The sequence below is a fragment of the Pseudomonas sp. H1_F01 genome (assembly GCF_054681425.1).
Genome location: NZ_CP162823.1, coordinates 4,937,612 through 4,963,360, shown reverse-complemented (window position 1 = coordinate 4,963,360; position 25,749 = coordinate 4,937,612). Strand labels below are relative to the sequence as shown.

Annotated in this window: 23 protein-coding genes and 1 pseudogene; 17 read left to right on the top strand and 7 right to left on the bottom strand. The window is 60.2% G+C overall.

The annotated features are described in order from the left end of the window. Positions 1 to 69 precede the first annotated feature (69 nt). The 5 genes and pseudogenes from AB4O09_RS22340 to AB4O09_RS22320 all read left to right on the top strand — a co-directional run bounded on the left by AB4O09_RS22340 (position 70) and on the right by AB4O09_RS22320 (position 5,092). Entirely contained in the window at positions 70 to 2,058 is a 1,989-nt protein-coding gene (locus AB4O09_RS22340) for a polysaccharide biosynthesis protein (RefSeq protein ID WP_080587864.1), read from the top strand. A 113-nt stretch (positions 2,059 to 2,171) separates the two neighbouring features. Continuing rightward, positions 2,172 to 2,507: a ComEA family DNA-binding protein gene (locus tag AB4O09_RS22335; RefSeq protein ID WP_038858495.1), complete on the top strand. Its 336-nt coding sequence runs from the start codon at positions 2,172 to 2,174 to the stop codon at positions 2,505 to 2,507. Positions 2,508 to 2,612: 105 nt separating this feature from the next. Beyond that, positions 2,613 to 3,835 (top strand): IS3 family transposase gene (locus tag AB4O09_RS22330; protein ID WP_085983254.1). Its coding sequence is split into 2 segments (ribosomal slippage): positions 2,613 to 2,964 and positions 2,964 to 3,835, totalling 1,224 coding nucleotides; the frame shifts between segments, so codons are not numbered across the junction. Between the two features lie 158 nt (positions 3,836 to 3,993). Then, positions 3,994 to 4,119, top strand: a pseudogene (locus AB4O09_RS22325) (GntR family transcriptional regulator); the annotation flags it as partial. Positions 4,120 to 4,240: 121 nt separating this feature from the next. Beyond that, entirely contained in the window at positions 4,241 to 5,092 is an 852-nt protein-coding gene (locus AB4O09_RS22320; RefSeq protein WP_460107527.1) for an urea carboxylase-associated family protein, read from the top strand. Between the two features lie 153 nt (positions 5,093 to 5,245). Here the strand turns inward: AB4O09_RS22320 and AB4O09_RS22315 are convergent, their stop codons facing one another. Further along, a complete protein-coding gene (locus AB4O09_RS22315) occupies positions 5,246 to 5,413 on the bottom strand; it encodes a DUF2897 family protein (RefSeq protein WP_003183831.1) in 168 nt (55 codons plus the stop codon). Between the two features lie 120 nt (positions 5,414 to 5,533). Further along, complete coding sequence (gene eat, locus AB4O09_RS22310; RefSeq protein ID WP_013692567.1) at positions 5,534 to 6,898, bottom strand: ethanolamine permease; 1,365 nt, start codon at positions 6,896 to 6,898, stop codon at positions 5,534 to 5,536. Between the two features lie 395 nt (positions 6,899 to 7,293). Here eat and kdpF point away from each other — a divergent pair, with 395 nt between their 5' ends. The 6 genes from kdpF to AB4O09_RS22280 all read left to right on the top strand — a co-directional run bounded on the left by kdpF (position 7,294) and on the right by AB4O09_RS22280 (position 15,444). Beyond that, positions 7,294 to 7,383 carry a K(+)-transporting ATPase subunit F gene (gene kdpF, locus AB4O09_RS22305; protein ID WP_032833236.1) on the top strand — a complete coding sequence of 30 codons (90 nt, stop codon included), beginning with the start codon at positions 7,294 to 7,296 and terminating at the stop codon, positions 7,381 to 7,383. Between the two features lie 8 nt (positions 7,384 to 7,391). After that, complete coding sequence (gene kdpA, locus AB4O09_RS22300) at positions 7,392 to 9,086, top strand: potassium-transporting ATPase subunit KdpA (protein ID WP_223472949.1); 1,695 nt, start codon at positions 7,392 to 7,394, stop codon at positions 9,084 to 9,086. Between the two features lie 5 nt (positions 9,087 to 9,091). After that, on the top strand, positions 9,092 to 11,152 hold the full coding sequence (kdpB, locus tag AB4O09_RS22295) for a potassium-transporting ATPase subunit KdpB (RefSeq protein ID WP_032833235.1): 2,061 nt from the start codon (positions 9,092 to 9,094) through the stop codon (positions 11,150 to 11,152). Between the two features lie 93 nt (positions 11,153 to 11,245). Further along, positions 11,246 to 11,791, top strand: a complete 546-nt coding sequence (gene kdpC, locus AB4O09_RS22290; protein WP_003199308.1) for a potassium-transporting ATPase subunit KdpC — start codon at positions 11,246 to 11,248, stop codon at positions 11,789 to 11,791. A 238-nt stretch (positions 11,792 to 12,029) separates the two neighbouring features. Continuing rightward, positions 12,030 to 14,681: a sensor histidine kinase gene (locus AB4O09_RS22285; protein ID WP_027912703.1), complete on the top strand. Its 2,652-nt coding sequence runs from the start codon at positions 12,030 to 12,032 to the stop codon at positions 14,679 to 14,681. Positions 14,682 to 14,745: 64 nt separating this feature from the next. Further along, the gene (locus tag AB4O09_RS22280) at positions 14,746 to 15,444 is read left to right on the top strand and encodes a response regulator (protein ID WP_013692569.1); all 699 of its coding nucleotides are present in this window, start codon (positions 14,746 to 14,748) and stop codon (positions 15,442 to 15,444) included. A 117-nt stretch (positions 15,445 to 15,561) separates the two neighbouring features. Here the strand turns inward: AB4O09_RS22280 and AB4O09_RS22275 are convergent, their stop codons facing one another. Next, entirely contained in the window at positions 15,562 to 16,599 is a 1,038-nt protein-coding gene (locus tag AB4O09_RS22275; protein ID WP_003199314.1) for a patatin-like phospholipase family protein, read from the bottom strand. 207 nt (positions 16,600 to 16,806) lie between these two features. On the opposite strand from AB4O09_RS22275, the gene AB4O09_RS22270 reads away from it, so the two are divergent. The 3 genes from AB4O09_RS22270 to AB4O09_RS22260 all read left to right on the top strand — a co-directional run bounded on the left by AB4O09_RS22270 (position 16,807) and on the right by AB4O09_RS22260 (position 18,946). Continuing rightward, positions 16,807 to 17,097, top strand: a complete 291-nt coding sequence (locus AB4O09_RS22270) for a hypothetical protein (protein ID WP_003199317.1) — start codon at positions 16,807 to 16,809, stop codon at positions 17,095 to 17,097. 105 nt (positions 17,098 to 17,202) lie between these two features. Then, on the top strand, positions 17,203 to 17,964 hold the full coding sequence (locus AB4O09_RS22265; RefSeq protein WP_003199320.1) for a CHAD domain-containing protein: 762 nt from the start codon (positions 17,203 to 17,205) through the stop codon (positions 17,962 to 17,964). A gap of 184 nt (positions 17,965 to 18,148) precedes the next feature. Further along, positions 18,149 to 18,946, top strand: a complete 798-nt coding sequence (locus AB4O09_RS22260) for an acyl-CoA thioesterase (protein WP_028236959.1) — start codon at positions 18,149 to 18,151, stop codon at positions 18,944 to 18,946. 11 nt (positions 18,947 to 18,957) lie between these two features. Here AB4O09_RS22260 and AB4O09_RS22255 read toward each other — a convergent pair whose 3' ends face one another. The 3 genes from AB4O09_RS22255 to AB4O09_RS22245 form a co-directional block, all read right to left on the bottom strand. Then, positions 18,958 to 19,332, bottom strand: coding sequence for a terminase (locus AB4O09_RS22255; protein ID WP_003199324.1), 375 nt, complete (start codon positions 19,330 to 19,332; stop codon positions 18,958 to 18,960). A gap of 258 nt (positions 19,333 to 19,590) precedes the next feature. Further along, positions 19,591 to 21,072 (bottom strand): methyl-accepting chemotaxis protein, encoded by a 1,482-nt coding sequence (locus AB4O09_RS22250; protein WP_003199326.1) that lies wholly within the window; start codon positions 21,070 to 21,072, stop codon positions 19,591 to 19,593. 141 nt (positions 21,073 to 21,213) lie between these two features. After that, positions 21,214 to 22,020 carry a TatD family hydrolase gene (locus AB4O09_RS22245; RefSeq protein WP_028236960.1) on the bottom strand — a complete coding sequence of 269 codons (807 nt, stop codon included), beginning with the start codon at positions 22,018 to 22,020 and terminating at the stop codon, positions 21,214 to 21,216. A gap of 237 nt (positions 22,021 to 22,257) precedes the next feature. Here AB4O09_RS22245 and AB4O09_RS22240 point away from each other — a divergent pair, with 237 nt between their 5' ends. From AB4O09_RS22240 to AB4O09_RS22230, 3 genes are all read left to right on the top strand, one after another. Next, entirely contained in the window at positions 22,258 to 23,679 is a 1,422-nt protein-coding gene (locus tag AB4O09_RS22240) for an MltF family protein (RefSeq protein ID WP_460107523.1), read from the top strand. Between the two features lie 100 nt (positions 23,680 to 23,779). Next, complete coding sequence (locus AB4O09_RS22235; protein WP_003199333.1) at positions 23,780 to 24,214, top strand: DoxX family protein; 435 nt, start codon at positions 23,780 to 23,782, stop codon at positions 24,212 to 24,214. 698 nt (positions 24,215 to 24,912) lie between these two features. Further along, entirely contained in the window at positions 24,913 to 25,221 is a 309-nt protein-coding gene (locus AB4O09_RS22230) for a hypothetical protein (protein ID WP_013692574.1), read from the top strand. Positions 25,222 to 25,229: 8 nt separating this feature from the next. On the opposite strand, the gene greB is transcribed toward AB4O09_RS22230, so the two are convergent. Beyond that, positions 25,230 to 25,727 (bottom strand): transcription elongation factor GreB, encoded by a 498-nt coding sequence (gene greB, locus AB4O09_RS22225; RefSeq protein WP_003199337.1) that lies wholly within the window; start codon positions 25,725 to 25,727, stop codon positions 25,230 to 25,232. Positions 25,728 to 25,749: the final 22 nt, after the last annotated feature.

Genomic DNA, 25,749 nt, shown 5'->3' with positions numbered 1-25,749 from the left:
GGAGCTGTATGAGATTAAACCTATTGAGCTTTAAGCTTGTTGCTTGCTTTTTTGAAAAAGGACATTGACATGCTTCGCCAACGGCTAATCCAACTTCCGCGGCGGCAAAAAAGGCTGATGCAAGTTGGGACCGACGTGATATTGGTCTGGATTGCGCTTTGGATGGCATTTGTCGTTCGTCTCGGGATTGACGAGACCATAAATCCACTCAAAACCCATACCTGGTTATTCCTGTGCGCGCCCGTGGTCGCGATTCCGCTGTTTATTCGTTTTGGATTGTATCGCGCAGTTTTGCGTTACTTTGGCAACGATGCCCTTATCGAGATCGTCAAGGCGGTGAGCCTTTCTTCGCTTATTCTCGGCCTGGTGGTTTATTGGTATAGCAATCATCAGAACATTATTCCTCGCTCAATAATTTTTAACTATTGGTGGCTCAGTCTCTTGATGATCGGAGGGCTGCGTCTGGCGATGCGTCAGTATTTTCTGGGTGACTGGTTTACTGCTGCTCAGCACGTGCCTTTCACCAGTAGAGACAATGGATTGCCAAGGGTTGCCGTTTATGGTGCCGGGGCGGCGGGCAACCAGCTTGTAGCCGCCTTACGCATGGGACGCGTAATGCGACCCGTTGCATTTATTGATGACGATAATAGTATCGCCGGCAGGGTTATTGCTGGATTGCAAGTCTATAAGCCCAAACATATTCAACAGATGATAGATGCCACAAGTGCCCAAGAGATTCTTTTGGCCATTCCGTCGGCCAATCGTGCAAGACGCCGTGAAGTTCTCGGATATTTGGAGGCTTTTCCTCTGCATGTCCGTAGTGTGCCTGGGTTCATGGACTTGGCCAGCGGTCGCGTAAAAGTGGACGATATTCAGGAAGTCGATATCGCCGACCTCCTTGGCCGTGATGCGGTGCCTGCGCAGGCAGATCTTCTCGAACACTGTATCAAGGCCCAAGTGGTTTTGGTGACGGGGGCTGGTGGTTCTATCGGCTCTGAACTGTGCCGACAGATTCTTGCGTTGAAACCCACTACGCTTTTGCTGTTTGAGCACAGTGAGTTCAACCTTTACAGCATTATGTCCGAGCTGGAAGCACGGGTCGTGCGCGAATCTTTGCCGGTTACGTTACTACCGATTCTGGGGTCGGTGCGTAACCAGGAAAAGCTGTTGGATATCATGAAGACTTGGCGTGTAAAGACTGTTTATCACGCCGCAGCCTACAAGCACGTCCCGATGGTTGAACATAATATCGCCGAAGGGATCCTTAACAACGTCCTGGGAACTCTCTACACGGCCCAGGCTGCCTTGCAGGCAGAGGTTGCCAACTTTGTTCTCATTTCAACGGATAAAGCCGTGAGGCCAACCAATGTGATGGGAAGTACAAAGCGTTTGGCTGAAATGACACTCCAGGCTTTAAGCCGGGAACCGGCTCCCGTTATGTTTGGCGACGTTTCGAATGTGCACTGCATCAACAAAACTCGTTTCACGATGGTGCGTTTCGGAAACGTTTTGGGGTCTTCCGGATCGGTCATTCCATTGTTCCATAAACAGATTCAGCTAGGTGGGCCGCTTACCGTCACGCACCCGAAGATTACCCGTTACTTCATGACCATCCCAGAAGCCGCTCAACTGGTGATTCAGGCGGGTTCGATGGGGTTGGGAGGAGATGTTTTCGTTCTGGATATGGGCGAGCCGGTGAGGATTGTCGAGCTCGCCGAAAAGATGATTCACCTGTCTGGCCTGAGTGTCCGCTCGGATAAAAACCCACACGGTGATATCGCAATCCAGTTCACTGGACTGCGCCCTGGTGAGAAGCTTTACGAAGAGTTGCTGATCGGCGACAACGTTGCGGCTACTCCGCATCCAATGATCATGACCGCCAATGAAGATTACCTTTCTTGGGATGTGCTCAAGGCCAGGTTGGTTGAGTTGTTGGCAATGGTGGATAAGGACGATTACTCAAGAGTTCGCCAGCTCCTGCGGGAAACGGTCAGTGGCTATACCCCGGACGGCGAGATCGTCGACTGGATCTATCAACAGCGTCGCCTTGATCTCTGATTGTTTCACATTTCGTAACGGACCTGTTTTTGACAGCTCCACTACATCGCCTAAGTTTCAGAGGCGGCTTGGGAAAAGCTGCTTCTTTCAATCGATGTCATGGAGCTTCATTTATGCATACTGGCTATTTTTACTCCCTCGTTTTTGCATTGTTTACCAGCCTTTCAATCGCCGCTATCGCCGGGCCGGCTGCTCCGCCCGAAGCCGCCAGGGCACCCTTGGGATTGGACGTTGCCGTCAAGGCGAAAACTGCAAAGGTGGATCTTAACCAAGCTGACGCACCGACGCTGCAGCGCGAATTGATGGGGATAGGCGAGGCCAAGGCTCAGGCAATTGTTGCATATCGTGAAAGTAATGGGCCCTTCTCTTCGGTTGAGGAGTTGCTAGAGGTCAAAGGCATTGGCAAGGCGATTCTTGATAGGAATCGCGACAAGCTGGAAGTGAACTGAGGTGTGATAATGAAAAAAAGGCCGGTCGAATGACTGGCTTTTTTTTGCTTTGTGTCTCGTCCTGAATAAGGTTTACACCTTCTGACCTATCCTCAGGAGGAACCAATGGATTCAGGAAAAAAGCGCAGTCAGCGTGATTACACGCTGAGCTTTAAATTGGCGGTCGTCGATCAGGTTGAAAAGGGCGAACTGAGTTATAAAGAGGCTCAACGGCGTTATGGGATCCAGGGCCGGTCGACTGTGTTGGTGTGGTTACGCAAGCATGGACGGCAGGACTGGAGCCAAGGCGCCTCCATTCGTGCCCAGAGGAACCGACCGATGGCCGAGCCAAATTTGCCGCTGACACCAGAGCAGCGAATCAAGGAGCTGGAGGAAAAGCTGGCCCTTGCCAACCAGAAAGCCCAATTTTTTGAAGCTGTCGTTGACGTACTAAAGAACGATTACGGTGTTTCTGTCGTAAAAAAGCGATCCGGCAAGTCCTCACCCAAGGGCAAATCGAAGGCCTGAGTGTCACCAGGGCTTGCCAGTTTCTGGGCATCTCACGGCAGGCGTATTACAAGCGCAATCGAGCTTACGACGCGCAAGCCAGCCACGCGCAAAAGGTGCTGGGGTTTGTGCTGGAGACACGCCTTGAAATGCCCCGGTTGGGCACCCGCAAGCTGCATGGCCTTATGCAATCCGAACCTGAACTGACGCAAACGGTAGGCCGAGATCGGTTGTTCGATATTTTGCGGGATCATCGACAACTGGTCCCACGCAAACGCGCTTATCACAAGACGACCGACAGCCATCATCGCTTCCGTCGACATCCGAATCGGCTCAAGCCCGGCCCTGACCAGGTCACTGCGACCGGCCCGGAACAGGTCTGGGTGGCGGATATAACCTACTTACCGACCGAGCAAAGCGTCGCTTACGTAAGTCTGGTCACTGATGCGTTCTCGCGCAAAATAGTCGGCCATCACGTGCATGAAAGCCTGCATACCGAGTCAGTCATCCGGGCGATGACGAAAGCTCTTCGCCACCGAAGAACCAATCAACCGTTGGTACATCACTCAGATCGAGGCTCGCAATACTGCTCTGATCTCTACCAAAAGCTGCACGCCAAACATGGCGTCAGGTGTTCGATGACTGATGGCTACGACTGCTACCAAAATGCTCTAGCGGAACGAGTGAATGGGATTCTGAAAACAGAATTTCTTTTACACCGTCCCAAAGACCTTGCCCAAGCCAAGCGCATGGTTGAGGAATCGATAGAAACCTATAACCGTAAGCGACCTCATCTGTCCCTGAAATACAAAACGCCCGATGCGGTGCATCGGGCGTTTTGAGACTGAAACAGGTGTAAACCTATTTCAGGACTAGACATTGATGAAGCAACCCATGATGAGTCGGAGCCCGGGTTCCAGAATCAGGCTTGAGCATGTTCATGCTGGCACAAAGTGTGATTATTTGTTGCCAATTGGTGAACAATCCAGAGGTCTCGAGCATGAACAACGCACTTTCCCTCGCCTATCACATTACCTTGGAGTTGCGCCCCGAGATTATCGGTGGCCGCTTATTGCCAGGCATGGCATTGGTGGAAAGAGATCTTGTGCTTGCTTACAACGCTTCGTGAAACACCATTCGTGAAGCGCTGCCGCGCAAGGAGCAATGAACCTGTATCTTGACGACTCCGAACAACTGCTCTCGCGACTGCTGACCCCCGCCAACTATCAGTGATTGAGGTTCATGCCATGTACAAAGACTACCCAGCCGCCTACCAGGTCAGCAAAGGTTCAGCCCTGCAGGTGGACAAACCCTTCTACGACCGCATCCGCACCCAGCAGGACAAGCGCACGCTGATCGAACAGTTCGAGGTCCCCATCCGCACCGGCCGCGCTTGGCACGTACCTGCCGGTCATGTGTTCCGCGTCACGACCCCGGTGGGCCCGCAGGTGGGGGACTTCAACGTCTGGAATGCCCACGATCCACGGGAACGCTTGTGGGCAGCGCGCACGCGCCAGCTTCAAGGTGCTCACGTCAGCACCCATGATCGGTTGTGGTCGAACCTGCCATTCCTGCGGCCCTTGGTGACCATCACCGATGACAGTCTGGCCGGTTATGGTATCGATGAGCATGGTGGACGACTGCACGATCTGTTGGGGACGCGCTGTGATCCCTATGTAAACAGGATGCTGACCGGCGAGGATTTCCATCATCACTGCCACTCGAACCTGACCCGTGCAGTGTTGCCCCACGGCCTGACGGAGTTCGATGTGCATGACGTGCTGAATATCTTCCAATGCACGGGGCTTAATCATGACGACATGTACTTCATGAAGGCCTGTCCGGCGCAGAAGGGCGATTACCTGGAGTTTTTTGCCGAGATCGATCTGTTGTGCGCCCTGTCCACCTGCCCGGGTGGCGACTTGTCGCTGGCGATGTGGGGGCCGGATGCGCAGGATCCCCTTAGCGTCTGTCGCCCGCTGGGGGTTGAGATCTATCGATTGGAGGATTCATTGCTGGAGGGTTGGAGTCAGCCTGAGCGGGCGGCGTACAAGGGGTTGCATGGCTTGCACATCGCCAAGGCGGATTGGGAAAGGTGATGCAGTTGGCGCTGGCTTTGTAGGAGCTGGCGAAGCCTGCGATCTTTTGATCTTCGCTCCAGACTCAATTGATAGGGGAAAGATCGCAGCCTCGTTGCACTCGACAGCTCCTACAGACCCAGCGGGAGCAAGCTCCCTCGCCACACAAGCAGATCAACGATCCTTGGCCTCCTTCGCATCCATTTCCGCATTGCGCTCGGCAACGCGCTTGCGTTGCTCATCGGTCAACTCGACCTTGTTGGCGGTGTCGCGCAGCATCATCAGACCACCAACGATCGAGCCGATTGCAACAATCAGAATCAACCAGGCATACCAGGGCATAGGGCTCTCCTTGAGGGGGCGATGGACGGACGAACATTTCGCCGATCCATCGCACCTACCACTTATGAGCGAAGGTTGCTCGCAGTGGTTCAATACTACGCCCGTTCGGCAGGCTTCACCTTAAAGCCCGGTCAGCATCGCATCGGCGGGAGCGTCCGCACGCAGCTGTGCGGTGAGGATGAAGTAGACGAAACCCACCGCCATGAAGCCGAGGAAGATCAGCCCGATCAGCGCGTTGAACCAGGCCATCGCCACCAGGCACACCACTGCCAGCACCAGGGCGATGCCCGGCACGATCGGATAGCCCGGGGCGCGGAAAGTACGTTCCAGGTTGGGTTCGGTTTTACGCAATTTGAACAGGCTGAGCATGCTCATGATGTACATGACGATGGCACCGAACACGGCCATGGTGATCATCGCTGCAGTCAGGGTCATGCCGCCGAGGTTGATCAGGCCGTCGCTGTAGATCGCCGCGATGCCGATCAGCCCACCGGCGATGATCGCCCGGTGCGGCGTCTGGAAGCGTGACAGTTTGGCCAGGGATGCGGGCAGGTAACCGGCGCGGGCCAGGGCGAAGAACTGGCGCGAGTAGCCAAGGATGATGCCGTGGAAACTCGCCACCAGGCCGAACAGGCCGATCCACACCAGCATGTGCAGCCAGCCGGAGCTTTCGCCAACCACGGTTTTCATGGCTTGGGGCAGGGGATCGTTGATGTTCGACAGGGTGCGCCAGTCGCCGACGCCGCCGGCGAAGAACATCACGCCCATTGCCAGGACCACCAGGGTCAGGATGCCGCTGATGTAAGCCTTGGGAATCGTGCGTTTCGGGTCCTTGGCTTCTTCGGCGGCCATGGCCGCGCCTTCGATGGCCAGGAAGAACCAGATGGCGAAGGGAATCGCGGCAAACATGCCGGCGATGGCCGGTGCGCCGAACACATCGGAACCAGCCCAGCCGTTCAGGGCAAAATTGCTGAAACTGAACGCCGGGGCCACGACGCCCATGAACACCAGCAGTTCGGCCACCGCCAAGACGCAGACAATCAGCTCGAACGTCGCGGCCAGCTTGACCCCGAGGATGTTCAGACCCATGAACACGATATAGGCACCGACCGCTGCGTGTTTAGGGTCCAGGGCCGGGAACTGCACGTTCAGGTAGGCGCCGATGGCCAGGGCAATGGCCGGCGGGGCGAAGACAAATTCGATCAGCGTCGCCAGGCCGGCAATCAACCCGCCTTTCTCGCCGAAGGCGCGACGGCTGTAGGCAAACGGTCCGCCGGCATGGGGAATGGCGGTGGTCAGTTCGGTGAAGCTGAAAATGAAGCAGGTGTACATGGCCGCCACCATGAAGGACGTCACCAAAAAGCCCATTGTCCCGGCCACGCCCCAGCCGTAGCTCCAGCCGAAATACTCGCCGGAAATCACCAGGCCGACGGCAATACCCCATAAATGCAGGGTGCCCAGGGTGGGTTTGAGTTGTGTGTTCATCGGTGGCTCCCCTCGATCCATAGCAAAAGCGCTGGGGAGGGGCAGTGCAGTGGACGTGCCAGTGTGGCGAGGGCGGTCGTAATGGGTGAAATCGTGTCGTATCGGGGATGTTCGCTATCGGATGGCTTGGTTTTGTGCCCCAGTTCAGAGCGTCGGCGCCTGGGCTGGCCTCATCGCGAGCAAGCTCGCTCCCACAGGAGGGTTTCAGCGAACACAAATTCTTTATTCACCACAGATCCCATGTGGGAGCGAGCTTGCTCGCGATGAGGCCGGCCCAGCCAACACTTTTTACGGATTCTTTACCCCCCAGCCCCGCTCTCGATCTCGTTCCTTTACAGCCTCTCTGCCGACAATCACTCCACACACGGCACGACGCCGTACCACGGAGAAATCCCATGAGTGTTCTGGACGGGGTGTCGCTGCTGCTGGCAGGGGCGCTGTTCATTTATCTGCTGGTTGCGCTATTGCGCGCAGATCGGAACTAGGAGCGGCTATGCACGGTTATGACTATGGGCTGATCCTCGCCTTTTTCGCCCTGGTGCTGATTCCGGCACCGTTTCTGGGGCGTTTTTACTACCGGGTGATGGAAGGCCAGCGCACTTGGCTTTCGCCGATCCTCGGCCCGGTGGAGCGCGGTTGCTATCGCCTGGCCGGTGTCGATTCCACCGCTGAGCAGAGCTGGCAGAAATACACCCTGGCCTTGCTCGCGTTCAACCTGGCGGGTTTTGTGTTGCTGTTCTCCATTCTCCTGCTGCAGGGATATCTGCCGCTCAATACCGAACAATTGCCCGGCATGGAGTGGACCCAGGCTTTCAACACGGCCGTGAGTTTCATGACCAACACCAACTGGCAGTCCTACAGCGGTGAAGCGTCCCTAAGCTACCTGAGCCAGATGGTCGGCCTGACCGTGCAGAACTTCGTCAGCGCCGCCACCGGCCTGGCCGTGCTCGTGGCACTGTGTCGCGGCATCGGGCGCAAGTCCGCCGCAACGTTGGGTAACTTCTGGGTCGACATGACCCGGGCCACTCTCTACGGGCTGTTGCCGTTGTGCCTGCTGCTGGCATTGTTCCTGGTCTGGCAGGGCGTGCCGCAGACCTTTGCGCACTATGTGCACGGGGTCACGCTGCAGGGCGCTGACCAGGTCATCCCGTTGGGTCCGGCCGCCAGCCAGATCGCGATCAAGCAGCTGGGCACCAACGGTGGCGGTTTCTTCGGCGTCAACTCGGCGCATCCGTTCGAAAACCCGACTGCCTGGAGCAACCTGTTCGAAGTCGCTTCGATCATCCTGATTCCCGTCGCGCTGGTGTTCACCTTCGGCCATTACGTCAAGGACCTGCGCCAGAGCCGGGCAATCATCGCCTGCATGCTTGCCCTGTTCCTGATCGGCGGTGCCACGTCGCTGTGGGCCGAATACCAGCCCAACCCTGCCTTGGACAATCCAGCCGTCGAGCAAACCGCGCCGCTGGAAGGCAAGGAAGCACGCTTTGGCACCACCGCCACGGTGCTGTGGTCGGTGACCACCACGGCAGCGTCCAACGGCTCGGTCAACGGCATGCATGACAGCCTCAATCCGCTCAGCGGTATGGTTGCGCTGGTGAACATGATGGTCGGTGAAGTGATCTTCGGCGGCGTCGGGGCCGGGCTCTACGGGATGCTGTTGAACGTGCTGATCGCAGTGTTCCTGGCCGGCTTGATGATCGGTCGCACCCCGGAATACCTGGGCAAGAAGCTGGGCGCTCGGGAAGTGCAACTGTTGGTGGCAACCCTGCTGGTGATGCCTGTCAGCGTGCTGGTGCTGGGTGCCGTCGCCGCAAGTCTGCCCGGCCCGGCCGCAGCGGTGAGCAACCCGGGTGCCCACGGTTTCAGCCAGTTGTTGTACGCCTACACCTCGGCGGGAGCGAACAACGGTTCGGCATTTGCCGGGTTCGGCGCCAACACAGCTTTCCACAACCTGATGCTGGGCCTGGGCATGTTGATCGGCCGATTCGGCTACATCCTGCCAGTGCTGGCGTTGGCCGGCAGCCTGGCCTTGAAGAAGACCGCGCCGATTGGCCAGAACAGCTTCCCCACCCACGGCCCGTTGTTCGTGACCTTGTTGACCGTGACCATCCTGTTGGTGGGCGGCTTGACCTTCTTGCCGACCCTGGCCCTGGGGCCGATTGCTGAACACTTGAGCCTGGGCTTCTGAGGGATATGAAAATGAATATGCCGATGAGCAAAACCGCCGTCGCCAAGGCGCCGGAGCAACCGAAAACCGCAATCTCGGCCCTGTGGCGGCCAGCGCTGGTGCAAGCTTTCGTCAAGCTCGACCCGCGTCAATTGCACCGCGCCCCGGTGATGCTGGTGGTGGAACTGACCGCGATCCTCACCACCGTGCTGTGCTTCATTCCCGACAACGCCGTGCCGACTTTTGTCGCCGCGCAAATCGCGCTGTGGCTGTGGTTCACCGTGCTGTTCGCCAACTTCGCCGAAGCGTTGGCCGAAGGCCGCGGCAAGGCTCGGGCCGACAGCCTCAAGGCCGGTAGCGAAGGCCTCAACGCACGTCGCCAGACCGCCAGCGGTTTTGAAATCGTCCCCGCCACCCGTCTGCGCAAAGGTGATGTGGTGCGCGTCGAGGCCGGCGACATGATCCCCGGCGACGGTGAAGTGATCGAAGGCATCGCCGCGGTCAACGAGGCGGCGATCACCGGCGAATCGGCGCCGGTCATCCGCGAGTCCGGCGGCGATCGCTCGGCCGTCACCGGCAATACGCGGCTGGTCTCCGACTGGCTGCTGATACGTATCACCAGCAATCCCGGCGAGTCCACACTGGACCGCATGATCGCCCTGGTCGAAGGCGCCAAACGCCAGAAAACGCCGAACGAGGTGGCGCTGGATATCCTGTTGATCGGCCTGACGCTGATCTTCCTGTTGGTGGTGGTGACGCTGCAACCGTTCGCCCATTTCGCCAACGCCAACCTGCCGCTGGTGTTTCTGGTGGCGCTGCTGGTCACCTTGATTCCCACCACCATCGGCGGGTTGCTGTCGGCCATCGGCATCGCCGGGATGGACCGGTTGGTTCGCCTGAACGTGATCGCCAAATCCGGTCGTGCGGTCGAGGCGGCGGGGGACGTGCATGTGCTGATGCTGGACAAGACCGGCACCATCACCTTTGGCAATCGTCGTTGTACAGCGGTCTATACCGCCCCTGGTGTGAGTGCCAAGGAACTGGCCGAAGGCGCGCTGTTCGCCTCGTTGGCTGACGACACCGCCGAGGGCAAGTCCATCGTCGAGTACCTGCGAGGTTTGCATCCACAGTCTGAGCCTGGCGTCGAAGCGCTGACGGCCGTGCCGTTCAGTGCTGAAACCCGTTTGTCCGGAGTCGACTATCAGGGCCGTATCTACCGCAAGGGCGCCGTGGACTCGTTGCTGGACTTCATCGGCCTTGCACGCAATGAGTTGCCGCAGGCATTGGCGCGGGAGGTCGACAAGATCGCCCAGAGTGGCGGCACACCGCTGCTGGTTTGCATGGACGGCCGGTTGCTGGGGGCCATCCATCTCAAGGACGTGGTCAAGCCGGGCATTCGCGAGCGCTTTGCCGAGCTGCGCAAGCTGGGGATCCGCACGGTGATGGTCACCGGTGACAACCCGCTGACCGCTGCGGCGATTGCCGCCGAGGCCGGTGTCGATGACGTGCTGGCAGAGGCCACGCCGGAGAAAAAGCTGGCGCGTATCCGTCATGAGCAAAATGACGGTCGGCTGGTGGCCATGTGTGGCGACGGTGCCAACGACGCCCCGGCCCTGGCCCAGGCCGATGTCGGCATGGCGATGAACGACGGCACCCAGGCCGCGCGGGAGGCGGCCAACATGGTCGACCTCGACAGCGACCCGACCAAACTGCTCGATGTGGTACAGATCGGCAAGGAACTGTTGGTGACCCGTGGTGCATTGACCACCTTCTCCATCGCCAACGACATCGCCAAGTACTTCGCGATCCTGCCGGCGCTGTTCGCTTCGATTTATCCACAGCTCGGCGTGTTGAATGTGATGCACCTGAGCAGCCCCCAGAGCGCGATCCTGTCGGCCATCGTATTCAACGCCCTGATCATCGTCGTACTGATCCCCCTGGCCCTGCGCGGTGTACGAGTGCAAGCGGCAAGTGCGGCGGCGCTGTTGCGACGCAATCTGTTGATCTATGGCCTGGGTGGGATCGTGGTGCCGTTCGTGGGGATCAAGGCGATCGATATGTTGCTGACGGCGTTGAAGCTGGTTTGAGTTCGCCGTTTCTTGTGGGAGCAAGCTTTGCTCCCACAAGGTGACTCCCACAGGCTTTGAGCACTGGATTTACTTCAATTCGAGGATTTTGAAATGTCCACTCTGATTCGCCCGGCCTTGAGCCTGTTATTACTGATGACCCTGATCACCGGTGTCGCGTACCCACTGGTGGTCACTGGCGTGGCGCAAGTCGCCTTTCCCGCCCAGGCCAATGGCAGCCTGATCGTCGATGCGGCCGGCAAGGTCCGTGGCTCGACGCTGATCGCCCAGGATTTCACCGGCGATGCCTGGTTTCATCCACGGCCATCGGCTGGAGCCTTCGCCACGGTCGCCAGCGGCGCCAGCAACTTTTCCCCGAGCAATCCGGCCCTGGCCTCGCGGGTAATCGAAGACGCCCAAAAACTCCAGGTGCCCGGCCAGGGCCCGGTGCCGCTGGCATTGCTGACCACCTCCGCCAGTGGGCTGGATCCGCACTTGCCTCCGGCGGCGATTGCCTATCAACTGGCGCGTGTCGCCGCCGCGCGCAACCTGCCGGCCTCGACCTTGCAGCAACTGCTCGACGACAACACTGAGCAATCCTTGGTGGGCCCGCCAGTGGTGAATGTGCTGGCGCTGAACCTGGCCCTGGAAAAACTGTAAAACCCGTGGGAGTGGCGCCTGTGGGAGCAAAGCTTGCTGCAGTAAAAGCCCGCTGTAGCAAAGCCTGTGGGAGCAAAGCTTGCTCGCGATGAACGATAACGCGGTCCATCCGTTGAACTGTGTCGCCTTGATCGCGAGCAAGCTTTGCTCCCACAGGTCCACTTCCCATAAGCTTTGCTCCCACAGGTCCGACTCCCCACAGGGTGTTTGATCAATATTTGAAAGAGATTTCCACGCCATGAGCGACTCCGGCCGCGCCGACGCACTGTTAGCCAATCTGCCCCGCAACGACCGTGGCCGGCTCAAGGTCTTCCTGGGTGCGGCGCCCGGTGTCGGCAAGACCTACGCCATGCTGCAAGCGGCCCACACCCAACTGCGTCAAGGCGTGAAAGTCGTCGCCGGAGTGGTGGAAACCCACGGTCGTGCCGAAACCGAAGCACTGCTCGGCGGCCTGGTACAGCAACCGTTGGTGCGTTCGGAATATCGCGGCGTCATGCTCGAAGAAATGGACCTCGACGGCCTGCTCGCGGCCCGCCCGGCCTTGGTGCTGGTGGACGAACTGGCCCACAGCAACGCCCCCGGCAGTCGTCATGCCAAACGCTGGCAAGACATTCAGGAACTGCTCGCCGCAGGCATCGATGTCTACACCACCGTCAATGTCCAGCACCTGGAAAGCCTCAACGACCAGGTGCGCGGCATCACCGGTGTGCAGGTGCGCGAGACGCTGCCGGACTGGGTCTTGCAGGAAGCCGATGAACTGCTGTTGATCGACCTGCCATCACGCGAGCTGCTGGAGCGCCTGCGTGATGGCAAGGTCTATGTGCCGGAGCAGGCGCGAGCGGCGATCGATGCGTTTTTCACCCAGACCAACCTGACCGCGCTGCGTGAACTGGCCATGCAGACCGCCGCCGCCCAGGTGGACAACGACCTGGCCCAGGGTTATCGGCAACTGGGCCAGGCCGCGCCGGCAGTGCGCGGACGATTGCTGGTGGGGGTGGGCGCCGATGTGCAGGCCGAGCGTCTGGTGCGCCACGCCAGCCGCGTCGCCCAGCGTCGGCATCTGCCGTGGAGCCTGGTCCACGTAGACAGCGGCGTCGCGCACGACGAGTCATCGCGACAGTACCTGCAAAATGCCCAGCAGCTGGCTGAACGTCTCGGCGGCGAAGTGGTGCTGTTGCGGGCCGGCGAAGTCGCCAAGACCTTGATCCAGCACGCCACCGAACGTCGCGCCACGCTACTGCTGGTGGGCCAGTCCCGGCCGCGTTTGCGGCGACGGTTGTTCGGCGGTGGCTTGGCTTCACGCTTGTTGCGCGATGCCCGGGGACTGGAAATCAACGTGCTGGACAGCGATGAACAGCCCCGTCCCGCCCAAGTGCGTTCGAGCGCGGTCCAGACCGGGTTCGACTACGTGCTGGCGCTGACGGCGACCGTGGCGGCCAGCGCGTTGGCCTGGGGTATTTCAGGGTGGCTGGCGCTGCCCAATATCTCCCTGGTGTTCCTGATGGCGGTGCTGCTGGTGGCGGTACGTAGCAGCCTTGGCCCGGCGCTGGCCTGTGCGGCGCTGTCGTTCCTGGCCTATGATTTCCTGTTCATCCCGCCGAATTTTTCCTTCACCATCCAGCGCGAAGAAGACGTGCTGACCCTGGTGTTTTTCCTGCTGATGGCCGCCCTGACCGGCAATCTTGCCGCTCGCCAGCGTCGCCAGTTGCAGGCCCTGCGCGACACCCAGCAGGAAACCGGCGAACTGCTCGACCTGTCGCGCAAACTCACTGCCGCCACCGACCGCCAGGCGGTGATCAGCGCCGCCGCGCAGCATCTCAACGGCCTGCACGACTTGCAGCTTTGCCTGCTCAATCGCGACGGCCAGAGCGATTGGAAGGTCGAGACCGGCGAGCCGTTGACATTCACCGAGGCCGAACGTGCGGCGGCCGACTGGGCCTGGCAGCACGACCAGCCCGCCGGTGCCGGCACCGGGACGTTGCCATCCGGACGCTGGTGGTGGTGGCCGCTGTCGGCGGAAGGCGGGCCACTGGGATTGCTGGGTGTGTGCCCGAACGAAGGCAAGCCGTTGAGCGGCCAGCGTCGCCGTTTACTGGCGGCCCTCAGTCAACCATTGGCCCAGGCGTTGGCGCGGGCGCAACTGGCCCAGGACCTGGAAGCGGCGCGCCTGCACGGTGAAACCGAGCAACTGCGCAGCGCCTTGCTGGCTTCGGTGTCCCATGACTTGCGCACGCCGCTGACGTCCATGCGCGGCAGCATCGACAGCCTGCTGGCGCTGGGGGAGGCGATCCCACTGACCGATCGTCGCGAACTGCTCGAAGGCACCCGCGATGAGGCCGAGCGGCTGGATCGCTACATCCAGAACCTGCTGGACATGACCCGTCTTGGCCACGGCGCCCTGAAGCTGGCGCGGGACTGGGTGTCGCCGGCCGATATCGTCGGCAGCGCACTGAACCGCTTGCGGGCGGTGTTGGCGCCGCTGGCGGTCGGCGTCGAGGTGCCTGCTGACCTGCCTTTGCTGTATGTCCACGCGGCGCTGATCGAGCAGGCCTTGGTGAACGTGCTGGAAAACGCCGCACGTTTTTCTCCGCCCCGCGGGCGGCTGCTGCTGAGCGCGGGTACGACGGACGGCGAAGTGTTTTTTGCCGTCGCCGATGAAGGCCCAGGAATCCCTCAAGAAGAACGGGAGAAAATCTTCGACATGTTCTACACCGCCGCGCGCGGCGATCGGGGCGGGCAGGGCACGGGGTTGGGATTGGCCATCTGCCAGGGCATGGTCGGTGCCCATGGCGGGCGAATCAGCGTGGCCGATGGTCTCGACGGACGCGGTACCTGCATCACGTTGCACCTGCCCTTGCAGGCACAACCGGGCATGGACGATGAAGCTTGAGCGGCGCTGGGTTACTCTCGTCCTACCTGCTTGCCTTTCCACCTGAATGCAACGAACGAACCCCATGAGCCAGACCGCGACCCTTTTGGTCATCGATGACGAGCCGCAGATCCGCAAATTCCTGCGCATCAGCCTGAGTTCCCAAGGCTACAAGGTGCTGGAAGCCGGCACTGGCGCTGAAGGGCTTGCCCAAGCGGCGCTGAACAAACCCGATCTGCTGGTGCTCGACCTGGGCCTGCCGGACATGGACGGCCAGCAGGTGTTGCGCGAGTTTCGCCAATGGTCGACGGTGCCGGTGCTGGTGCTCTCTGTGAGGGCCAGCGAAGCGCAGAAGGTCGAGGCGCTGGACAACGGAGCCAACGATTATGTGACCAAGCCGTTCGGCATCCAGGAATTTCTCGCCCGCGTTCGCGCCTTGTTGCGCCAGGCCCCGGCAGGCGAGCCTCAGGAAGCCGCGCTGAAGTTCGGCCCGCTGACGGTGGACCTGGCGTATCGACGGGTGCTGCTGGACGACACCGAAGTGGCCCTGACTCGCAAGGAATACGCCGTGCTGGCGCAGCTGGCGCGGCACCCGGGTCGGGTCATTACCCAGCAGCAACTGCTCAAGGACATCTGGGGCCCGACCCACACCGAAGACAGTCACTACCTGCGGATCGTGGTCGGCCACCTGCGCCAGAAACTGGCCGACGACCCGACCCGACCGCGGTTCATTGTGACCGAGGCGGGGGTGGGGTATCGGTTGTTGGGGGAGGGTGGGCTTTAGTCTGGTGTTGTCAGGGCTGCCGCCATCGCGAGCAAGCTCGCTCCCACAGGGTTCACTGCAGATCAATGTGGGAGCGAGCTTGCTCGCGAAGAGGCCCGAACAGCCACTCGATATCTCTCAGTTCTGGTCGCTCTCATACCGATCCAAAGTATCGCTGGCAATCTCCCGCCCCAACGCGATCAGCTCCGGCGCCTTGTAGAACTCGAAGAACCGGCACACCCGTTTCGGCACGTTGATCAGCACATCCGGCGGGTAACCGGCAATCTTGTACTGGGCCAGCGAGGTCTGCATCACTTCGAAACTCTGGTTGATCAAATCCAGCAACGACGCCGGGCCGACGTTATCGATGATGAACGAACCGGTGGCGGATTTCGGTGCGCCTTCGTTCTCTGGCGCGGCGGCCGGTTGTTGGCCTTCGGGCTCGGCCGAGTCGATCCACGGGTTGATGTCAGCGGCTTCGGCCTTCAAGGCTTCCTGCTCCAGCAGCAACAGCTGCTCGGCCTGCTTGCGGCGAAACGGCAGGCGCGACCCCAGGGAACTGACCAGGGTGTCGAAGCGCCGCCGGAACGCGGCGGGGCGCGGGATCACCGGTAACCGATATTGTTTCTGATTGGTGGCGTTGAGGTTGACCGCGATGATCAGGTCGCAGTGGCTCGACACCACCGGCACGATCGGCAATGGGTTGAGCAGGCCGCCATCCACCAACATGCGGTTGCCTTGCATCACGGGCGTGAACAGGCTGGGAATCGCCGCCGAGGCGCGCATCGCCTGATGCAGGCAACCTTCCTGGAACCAGATTTCCTGCTGGTTGGTCAGGTCGGTCGCGACGGCGGTGTAGGGGATGCGCAATTGTTCAATGTTGATTTCGCCGACGATCTTGCGGATCTGCCCGAAGACCTTTTCGCCACGGATCGCCCCCAGGCGAAAACTGACGTCGACCAGGCGCAGGACGTCCAGATAATCCAGGCTTTCGATCCAGTTGCGGTACTCCTCAAGCTTGCCCGCCGCATAAATCCCCCCCACGACCGCGCCCATGGAACAACCGGCGATGCAAGCAATGTCGTAGCCACGTCGTTCGATTTCTTCGATCACCCCGATATGGGCATAGCCCCGGGCGCCACCCGAACCCAATACCAATGCGACACGTTTTGTCATGACCCGGCCTCTTGTCGAACAGATTTCAACAATGCACCCATCGACGACTTGGCTCAATCGTTGTGGCGCACGCGTCGTTTTTTGACACGCCGTGGCGGCATTTGCGTATGCTCGGCCACACTTGAATTTACGCGGTCAAGCAAGGCACTTTTCGCCGTTGCCACCGTCTTAATAGCACGACTGTTGACCTGACTTGAGGTGTTATTGATGAAAGCCCGGATCCGCCTGCCCTTGGTGGCTTCTTTGATGGTTTTGGCCCTGGCCGGTTGTGCAGGCAAAACCGCTTACCGCGACAGTTGTGGCAGCCAGCTCGACAGTGCCTGGCATGAACTGGACCTGGCCAAGGCCGAAGGTTTTGCCGGCACCGTCAGCTACTCCAAGGCCCTGTCCTTGCTGACGGGCGCCAAGACCCAGCAGCAATTCGAAGCGTTCGAAGGCTGCGCCAAGAAAGCCGAGAAGGCGCGTTTCTACATTCGCGAGTCCCGCGCCGGACGATAAAGGCAGCGACAAGCAATCAACTGCAAGCTACAAGGGAAGGACGCAGAATCGTTTTTCACTGGTAGCTTGCGGCTTGACGCTCAACGCTGTGTACGGAGTACGTCCATGATCGATCGGCTGGTGGCCCGGATACTGGGCCTGGAAGTCCGCCTGTTGGCCTGTCAGGCCCGCTTGAATGCCCATACCGACAGCGAAGCGCTGCATGACCTGCGGACCACGGTTCGCCGTTTGCGCAGCCTGCTTCGACCATTGCGTGGGTTGCCCGGCGTCGAACAGCTGGAAACGGCTGCTTCGGCGGTCGGCACCCTGACCACGCCCTTGCGCGACCGGGAAGTGTTGGCCGCTTACCTGGAGCAGCATGGCCAGGCCGAGGCGGCGCGGCGACGCCAGGTGCAAATGGCCGAGGCTTATCCCGCCGTGGCCGCGAGTGTTGAACTGGCGCAGTTGCTGATGATCCTCGATGCCTTCCCGCGCTTCATTCGCGCCGCCCAGCGTGAGGGGTTGCTGAAGGGCTTGCGCAAGCGCATCGAAAAGCGCCTGGACAAACAGTGGAAGACGCTCGGCGAAGCCCTGCGTGATCCGGCCCATGACCGCCATCGATTGCGCCTGCTGATCAAGCGCGTGCGCTACGCCATCGAAGCCTACCCTGAACTCGACCGCCTGCCCGAAGCGGCCATGCCCCGGCTCAAGTCCGCCCAGGCCGCGCTGGGTGACTGGCACGATTGCTGGCAATGGCTGGCCAGGGCCAAGGAAGAAACCGATCTGCACGCTTGTGTGCCGACCTGGCACGCCGCGATGGAAAAGGCCGAGGCCAAGTCCGACAAGGTGCTCGACAAGCTGATTGCCAGTTGCTTCGAAAAATCCTGAACCCCAGCACATCCCCTGTGGGCCTTCCCCTCTGTGGGAGCGAGCAAGCTCGCTCCCACATTGGTTTGGGGGGAATTCAAAGACTGCGGCTTTTCTGTCAGTCTCTTTGGCCGGAATGAGCCCTGTGCCGCCAGCCCGGGCTGGTTAAGATCCCTTCATCCTTTTCCCTGTTTTCGAGGTCGTCATGCGCTTTTCCGATTTGATCGATGCCGTGCGCCGGCAGCCAGGTGCGGTGAGCATCGCGCCTGAATGGGGCCAGGGGCGGGCCAGTTTTGGCGGGTTGGTGGCGGCACTGCAATATGAGGCGATGCGTGCCCAAGTGCCGGCGGACCGCCCGGTGCGCTCGCTGGCGATCACCTTTGTCGGCCCGGTCGAACCCGACGTGCCTGTCAGTTTCGAAGTCGACGTATTGCGTGAAGGCAAGGCAGTCAGCCAGGTGTTGGGGCGCGCGGTGCAGAACGGCCAGGTAGTGACCGTGGTGCAAGGCAGCTTCGGTGCATCGCGCTCATCCGTGGTGGCGGTGCAGGCCGATCCCGCGCCAGAATTCAAAAGCGTGGAGCAATGCCAGGAGCTGCCTTATGTCAAAGGCATGACCCCGGAATTCATGCGGCACCTGGCGATGCGCTGGAGCGTTGGCGGCTTGCCATTCAGCGGCAACAAGTCCCGGAGCATGGGCGGTTGGGTGCGTTTGCGCGGGGACGTGAAAGAGGAACAGCTGAACGAAAGCCACATCCTGGCCTTGGTCGATGCCTGGCCTCCAGCCTTATTGCCTCACCTCACGCAAATGGCCCCGGGCAGTACGCTCACTTGGACCATCGAGTTCGTCCAGCCGCTGCTGGAGCTCACGACACTGGACTGGTGCAAGTACCTGGCCGAGATTGAGCACGCCCAGGACGGCTACGGCCATGTCGCCGCGAAGTTCTGGAGCGCCGATGGCCGCTTGATCGCCCTGAGTCGGCAGACGGTCACTATCTTTGGGTAAGGCTGCTCCGGTCAAGGCTTGCGGTTGTGGCGGTGGCGCTCCCGCCAGGCGCGCCACCAGCCACCGCTGAGAAAGAACCGTGGGAAAGTCAGGAACTGTTCCACCAGCAGGCGTGACACGGCATCCTTGCGATCGCTGAACGGCTCGGAGGCCTGGGCCTCCAGGCTGTGTCCGTGACGTTGCAAGCCGAGTGCCGCGAGCAGGCCGATGATGCCGATGGCGATATCGCCCAGGCTCAAGCTGAACACCCCCGACACAATCAGCAGAAACGCGATGATGAACAGCGGCACGGCAATCAGGTGCAATACCAGGTTGGTGGGGTGCCGATGATTGTCTGGGTAGGCGCGCCATTGCCAGGCGGGAAGATTGGGGTGACGTTTGCCCATGATGCTGTTCCTTGAATGAAGCTGAATAATCCAAGGATAGGTCCGGTCGGGTGAGGCGGCGAATGGCGGTTGGCTATCGAAGCGATAGGTGGCCATACAGTTTGCTGTTGTGGCAAGGGGATTTATCTGTGGGAGCAAGGCTTGCCCGCGATGGAGGCACCTCGGTTCGCCAAAGACCGCATTGCGCCCATCGCGGGCAAGCCTTGCTCCCACAGAGGGAATCCCCTCACCACAGGGAAACTCGGGCAAGCCAGTGTTCTACAGTTTCAACTGCCCAATCGCCTTGCTCAACTCGCCCGCCAACGTCGCCAGTTCATGGCTGGTGGTGGCTGAGTCGACGGTTTGGCGCACGGTGTTTTCGGTCACGTCGCGAATACTCACCACCGCCCGGTTCATTTCCTCGGCGACATGGCTTTGCTGTTCGGCCGCGACAGCGATCTGGGTGTTGCTCTCGCGCATTTGCGCCACCGCTGCGGTGATCTGTGCCAACGCGTCACCGGCCTCGCGGGCCTGTTGCACGCAATCGTCGGCCTTGAGCGAACTCTCCTGCATGAAGTCCACCGCGTCCCGGGTCCCGGCTTGCAGGGCCGAAACCATGGTGGTGATTTCGTCCGTGGAGGTCTGTACTCGCTTGGCCAGGTTACGCACTTCGTCGGCCACCACGGCAAAGCCTCGGCCCATTTCCCCGGCCCGTGCGGCTTCTATGGCCGCGTTCAGGGCGAGCAGATTGGTCTGTTCGGCGATGCTGTGGATCACACTGACCACGCCATTGATCTTCTGGCTGTCTTCGGCCAGGCGCTGGATCATTTCGGCGGTCTGTTGCACACCCGAAGACAACCCGGTGATCGACTGTTGCACCCGGGCGACCACTTCGTGACCGTTGCCGGCCAGGGTGTCGGCGGTTTTCGACAGGTCGCGGGTGGCGCCGGCATGTTGGGCGATGTGATAAACCGTGGCGGACATTTCGTTGATCGCCGTGGCCGCCTGATCGGTTTCGCTTTGCTGGCCGAGCATGCCGTGGCGAACATCGTTCATGCTCGACGCCAGGCGCGCCGCACCACTGTCCAACTGCCGGGCGGTGCTGGCAACGGTGTCGACCACCCGTTGATAACCGGCCTGCATGGCGTTGAACGCCGCCGCCATCTGGCCCACTTCGTCCTCGCAGGCCAGGGGCACGCGGGCGGACAGGTCACCGGTTTTTTCCACATGCAGCATCACGTCTTTGAGCGTGTTGAGCTGGCTGAGCAAAAAACGGATCAACAGCTGCGAGGCGCCCAGCATCGCCAACATCAACACGAACACGGCCACGGCGTAATGGCTGAAGCGTTCACCGAACACTTGGCTCAGGCTCACACCTTGGGCCAACACGGCGAGTTGTTGGCCGTCACCTCGACGGACCACTTGGGCGCCCAGCAGCGGGTCGTCGCCAAACAGCAGCCCGGTGTCGAGTTCGACCCAGCCGTTGGCCTGGGCCAGCGAAGGCAGCGGTTGTTCGTTGAGAACAGGAATCTGGTCGCGCTGGAATGCCAGGAGATAGTCGACCTTGGGCAAGGGCGTTCCGGCTGGCCAGGCATCAAGCAGGTGCGCCTGGGCCTGGGCGTTCGCCTGGGCCGCGTGGTTGCGCGCCTGCTGTTCGAGGTGCACCGCGTAGAGCACCAGCAGCAAGGTGGTGACAAAGGCGACCGCATTGACCGCCCAGAATTTGTATTTCAGCGAGATATTGCTAAGCCAGGCACCCATGGAAGGTCTTCTCTGATAGCGGAAACAGCATTGGCAAGGTGCCATTATTCTGCCGCTACTCAGGTGACGGGATTTTGATATGGGTCAACAGACAACATCGACCCCAGGGTTTTGATGTGAGCCCACAGGGATCTGCAGGGTTCAGGATATTGTGGGTAAACCAAAAAACGCCCGGGCGCAGGCGGTGCTGTGGGCTGCCAGGTCTTCCTGGGTTTCGCCCCGGTGCAAGGCCACTTCGCGCAGGACCTCCGTCAGGTAGGCCGGTTCGTTGCGGCCATTCTTGGGTTTGGGCCGCAACGTACGGGGCAGCAGGTACGGTGCGTCACTTTCGAGCATCAGCCGACCGCGGGGAATTTCGCGCACCAACGGGTGCAGGTGCGTGCCGCGGCGTTCGTCACAGATCCAGCCAGTGATGCCGATGTGCAGGTCCAGGTCGAGGTAGCTGAATAGCGCCTTTTTTTCACCGGTAAAGCAGTGCACCACGGCCGCCGGCAATTGATCGCGAAAATCCCGGAGGATGTCCAGCAAGCGTTGATCGGCATCGCGTTCATGCAGGAACACCGGCAATTGCAACTGGACCGCCAAGGCGAGGTGTTCTTCCAGGACCTTTTCCTGTTGCGGTCGGGGAGAGACGTCCCGGTTGAAATCCAGCCCGCATTCGCCCACCGCGCGCACGCGGCTGTGCATCAGCAGATCCTTGAGATGCCGGGTGCTGTCGGCGGTCCACTCGCTGGCACTGTGAGGGTGAATGCCGGCGGTGGAAAACAGTCGCTCGCCAGTGTCGTCGAGGTGTTGACACAGTTCCAGAGCCTGTTCGCTGCCCTCGATACTGGTGCCGGTCAAGACCAGTTGGCAGACTCCGGATTCATAGGCGCGCTCGAGCACCGCCTGATGTTTGTCGGCGAAACTGGGGTTGGTCAGGTTGACGCCGATATCGATGAGTTGCATGGTGCTACCTCGGCCCAAAGGCTGGAAAGCATATCAGAGCTGTAGATTTATAAGAAAAGCCAAGAACTACAACGAGTTGAGGCTGTCTGTTAAGGCCGCGAGACACATCGGGTTGGTATAAAAGCCATCACTGTGCCAGTCTTCCGCACTTTTTCAGCGCCCCAGGCGCTCTGTTTCTGTCGACTCAGCCTCGTTTTTTCAAGGGAGGCGGTCCGCAGTATTCCTTCCGGAGAGTGGATGACACGTCCCCAGGTATTGCTACTGTTGTGTTGTTCGCTGTTGTTGCCAATGCCGGCCGAAGCGCGGCTGCCTGGGCCGGTGCAGGCAGTGGCGCCGGGCACGGTGCGCGACCTGGCGCAAATTCGCAGCAGCCGTGTGTTGAAGGTTTTGGTCAACCAGAGCCGCAACAGCTCCGGTGAAGTCCAGGGCCAACCCATTGGTGTCGAATACCATCGGCTGCGAGCCTTCGAGCAATACCTCAACGGCCACGCCCGGGATGACCAGGAAATCACCCTCAAGATTATCCCCATGGCCAAGGACCAGTTGCTCGGCGCCTTGCAGCGCGGGGAGGGCGACCTGGTAGCGCCGGGTGAGTTGCTCGAGCTGCAGGCCGGCCATGCGGTCAGCGCCAGCGATCCGATCCGTACCGGCGTGCCGTTGCTGCTGGTGGGTATCAAGGGCGAGAAGCGCTACACCCGTGTGGAGCAACTTTCCGGCAAGACCCTGGCCCTGCCCAACGGCAGCGCGGCGGGGGACGCCGTGAGCCAGATCAACCAGAAACTGGCGCTGCTCAAGCTGCCGCCGGTGAAGGTCGAATGGGTCGATCCTACCCTGGCTGTGGAGGATGTCCTGGAAATGGTCCAGGGTGGGATTTTCCATTTGACCATCGTCGAGCAGCCCATCGCCGAGCGCTGGAGCAAGATCCTGCCCAAGTTGCGCTTCGACCGTCAGGTGCTGATCGGCGAGCCGAGTGACGAGTATTGGTTCGTTCGCCGTGACGCCGCCATGCTGCGGGCGAGCATCGACCGATTCCTGGCGACCTACAAGGTCCCCGCCAACGAGGACGCGGCATTCCTGCGCATTTACCGTCGTTTGTACCAGGTCCACTATCCGCTGGCCCGGGCTGATCGCCAGCGTCTGGAAAAACTGCGCCCGGTGCTGCAAAAACATGCCGATGCCCAAGGCATGGACTGGCTCAACCTGGCGGCCCTGGCGTTCAAGGAATCAGCCCTGCAACCCAACGCCCGCAGCGGCACAGGCCCCACCGGCCTGATGCAGATCACCCCATCGGCGGCTCAGCGCGTCGGAGTCGATAACATCCAGAACCTGGATGCCAATGTGCAGGCTGGCGCCAAGTACCTGGCCCTCATCCGCCGCAAGTTCTTTGCCAGCCCCAAGCTCAACGAGCGCGAGCGCATGGCCTTCGTCCTGGCCGCCTACAACATGGGCCCCGAGCGCGTCCAAGGTATGCGAGCCGAGGCCCGGCGGCGGGGACTGAACCCCAACCAGTGGTTTTTCCAGGTCGAGCGCATTGCCATGGAGCAGGTAGGAATGGGCGCCGTCAGCTACGTTAATAGTGTCAATAAGTACTACTTGGCGTTTGATCGTGAGCGAGAGTCGCTGGAGCCTGGAGATCAAAAGGTCGCCCAGCGAAAATAATCGATAAATTCGATTTGTATCTCGCATTTTTTGCGCTTTTGGTACAAGTTTTTTTGATTAATATAGCGACCAACAACCACATACCTAGGGATGAACCCGCATGAGCTCGTTGATCAATAAAGTCTTGTTTACCCGCGCTGGCTACGGCCTGACTGTCCTGCGCATCGCTGTCGGCATCATTTTCGCCGCCCATGGCTCGCAGAAACTCTTCGGCCTGTTCGGTGGCTACGGCTTGGCAGGCACCGCGCAGTGGATGGAAAGCATCGGCCTGACCCCAGGTTACGTGATGGCGACACTGGCGGGCGGCACCGAGTTTTTCGCCGGCCTGGCGCTGATCATCGGTTTGCTGGCGCGTCCTGCGGCACTGGGCCTGGCCTTTCTGTCGCTGGTGGCGATTTTCTCCGTGCACATCGGTAACGGCTTGTTCATGGCCAACAACGGTTATGAGTTTGCCCTGGCGTTGCTGGCGGGCAGTATTGCCGTGCTGATCGAAGGTGCGGGCAAGCTGTCGGTCGATCGCGCCATCGCGGGTTGATTGCACGATTGGAACCCGTCTTGTACGTGATGCTGTTCACTTCGAAAAAGCGGCGCTTCTTCCAGAAATGGGAAAGCGCCGTTTTTTTGGTTTTGTTGTTTTGGCTGTGGGAGCAAAGCTTGCTCGCGAAGGCGGTGTGTCAGTTTGCGGTGATGTTGGATGTGCCGGCCTCATCGCGAGCAAGCTCGCTCCCACAGTGGTTTTGTGTCGGACATAATTTTGTGTTCACTGGAGATTCTGTGTGGGAGCGAGCTTGCTCGCGATAGCGGTGGCTCAGCCCCAAAGATGCCGGAGTGCGGGCACACCGAGCCTAGGCGAGGTGCCGAGTGGTGGGGCAAAGCGCTTTTGGTTACTTTTGGGCTTTCCAAAAGTGACCCGCCGTAAGGGCGGAACCCTAAGTCGCCGTTACCGCAGCAACGGATATACACACCAACCCACACCTCTCGGAACAGATAATCAGAAAACAGCATTACTGTCTTCTACGGGCCTTTTTATGGAGAGTGATTCTTGACACTGGCCAGTCAGCTTCTCTAGGATGCCGCTCATGCGCCGATTTAAACAGCTACTTGCGGGGCGCCAGGTGACTCAATCCAGTCGCTGATAGAAGCCGAAGACAAGGCTTCGAAATACCGCTAAAGCGCTGGTTCGGTGTTGCCTCTCACCTGCCATGCAGACTTTTGAGGCAGAGACACGACACGATGAACGCACCCAGCCCCCTAGTACGTCTTGCGCCGATCACGGCGAACCTTGTGCAACGCAATCCGAAAATTCTCCTGGGCGGCACTCACCAGCCAACGCTCTTGCGCTATCTCGACGGCTGGCCACGTCGTAATCATGGGCCCGCAGCTTTCCTGATCCAGTTTGTCGAAGACGGCGAGTCACTGGCCCGGTTCGCCAATGACAGTTTCGATCTGGCCGTCATCCAGTCCCCCAGTGCGGTGGACGCTCCTGAAATGATCCGGCAGTTGACCCGTGTTGCCCGGCAGGGATTGATCACGCGCCGCTGAGGCGAGGATTACGGATACGCGATGTCCACGATGTAGACCCGTTTCTCGCCGGTAGGCGTCTGGACGCTGACCTCGGCGTCCAGGGCCTTGCCGATCAGGGCCCGTGCCAACGGTGAGTCGATACTGATCAGGTTCTGCTTCAGGTCCAACTCGTCCGGGCCGACGATGCGATAGCGTGATTCCTTGCCATCCTCATCTTCGACCGTCACCCAGGCACCGAAGTACACCTTGTTCGGATCGCTGGGTTTTTCACTGACTACTTTAAGCGCTTCAAGGCGCTTGGTGAGGAAGCGCACGCGACTGTCGATTTCCCGCAGCATTTTCTTGCCGTAGGTGTATTCGGCGTTCTCCGAACGATCACCCTGGGCCGCCGCCTCGCTGACCGCCTGGGTCACCTGGGGACGGCGCACATGCCACAGCTCATGGAATTCAGCGCGCATCCGCGCTTCACCCTCGGGGGTGATCAGCGCGGTGCCGGCGGTGCGGGGTGGGCGATAACGGCTCATGGCAACTTCTTGTAATAGCGAA

Bases quoted from the DNA above. Each gene is read 5' to 3' on its own strand.
- AB4O09_RS22260 (WP_028236959.1), top strand. From the start codon at position 18,149: ATGCGCTTTTCCGATTTGATCGATGCCGTGCGCCGGCAGCCAGGTGCG.
- AB4O09_RS22285 (WP_027912703.1), top strand. From the start codon at position 12,030: ATGAGCGACTCCGGCCGCGCCGACGCACTGTTAGCCAATCTGCCCCGC.
- AB4O09_RS22315 (WP_003183831.1), bottom strand. From the start codon at position 5,413: ATGCCCTGGTATGCCTGGTTGATTCTGATTGTTGCAATCGGCTCGATC.
- AB4O09_RS22240 (WP_460107523.1), top strand. From the start codon at position 22,258: ATGACACGTCCCCAGGTATTGCTACTGTTGTGTTGTTCGCTGTTGTTG.
- kdpC (WP_003199308.1), top strand. From the start codon at position 11,246: ATGTCCACTCTGATTCGCCCGGCCTTGAGCCTGTTATTACTGATGACC.
- AB4O09_RS22265 (WP_003199320.1), top strand. From the start codon at position 17,203: ATGATCGATCGGCTGGTGGCCCGGATACTGGGCCTGGAAGTCCGCCTG.
- AB4O09_RS22245 (WP_028236960.1), bottom strand. From the start codon at position 22,020: ATGCAACTCATCGATATCGGCGTCAACCTGACCAACCCCAGTTTCGCC.
- kdpF (WP_032833236.1), top strand. From the start codon at position 7,294: ATGAGTGTTCTGGACGGGGTGTCGCTGCTGCTGGCAGGGGCGCTGTTC.
- AB4O09_RS22280 (WP_013692569.1), top strand. From the start codon at position 14,746: ATGAGCCAGACCGCGACCCTTTTGGTCATCGATGACGAGCCGCAGATC.
- greB (WP_003199337.1), bottom strand. From the start codon at position 25,727: ATGAGCCGTTATCGCCCACCCCGCACCGCCGGCACCGCGCTGATCACC.
- AB4O09_RS22235 (WP_003199333.1), top strand. From the start codon at position 23,780: ATGAGCTCGTTGATCAATAAAGTCTTGTTTACCCGCGCTGGCTACGGC.
- AB4O09_RS22275 (WP_003199314.1), bottom strand. From the start codon at position 16,599: ATGACAAAACGTGTCGCATTGGTATTGGGTTCGGGTGGCGCCCGGGGC.
- AB4O09_RS22255 (WP_003199324.1), bottom strand. From the start codon at position 19,332: ATGGGCAAACGTCACCCCAATCTTCCCGCCTGGCAATGGCGCGCCTAC.
- AB4O09_RS22335 (WP_038858495.1), top strand. From the start codon at position 2,172: ATGCATACTGGCTATTTTTACTCCCTCGTTTTTGCATTGTTTACCAGC.
- kdpA (WP_223472949.1), top strand. From the start codon at position 7,392: ATGCACGGTTATGACTATGGGCTGATCCTCGCCTTTTTCGCCCTGGTG.
- AB4O09_RS22320 (WP_460107527.1), top strand. From the start codon at position 4,241: ATGTACAAAGACTACCCAGCCGCCTACCAGGTCAGCAAAGGTTCAGCC.
- AB4O09_RS22270 (WP_003199317.1), top strand. From the start codon at position 16,807: ATGAAAGCCCGGATCCGCCTGCCCTTGGTGGCTTCTTTGATGGTTTTG.
- kdpB (WP_032833235.1), top strand. From the start codon at position 9,092: ATGAAAATGAATATGCCGATGAGCAAAACCGCCGTCGCCAAGGCGCCG.
- AB4O09_RS22230 (WP_013692574.1), top strand. From the start codon at position 24,913: ATGAACGCACCCAGCCCCCTAGTACGTCTTGCGCCGATCACGGCGAAC.
- AB4O09_RS22250 (WP_003199326.1), bottom strand. From the start codon at position 21,072: ATGGGTGCCTGGCTTAGCAATATCTCGCTGAAATACAAATTCTGGGCG.
- AB4O09_RS22340 (WP_080587864.1), top strand. From the start codon at position 70: ATGCTTCGCCAACGGCTAATCCAACTTCCGCGGCGGCAAAAAAGGCTG.
- eat (WP_013692567.1), bottom strand. From the start codon at position 6,898: ATGAACACACAACTCAAACCCACCCTGGGCACCCTGCATTTATGGGGT.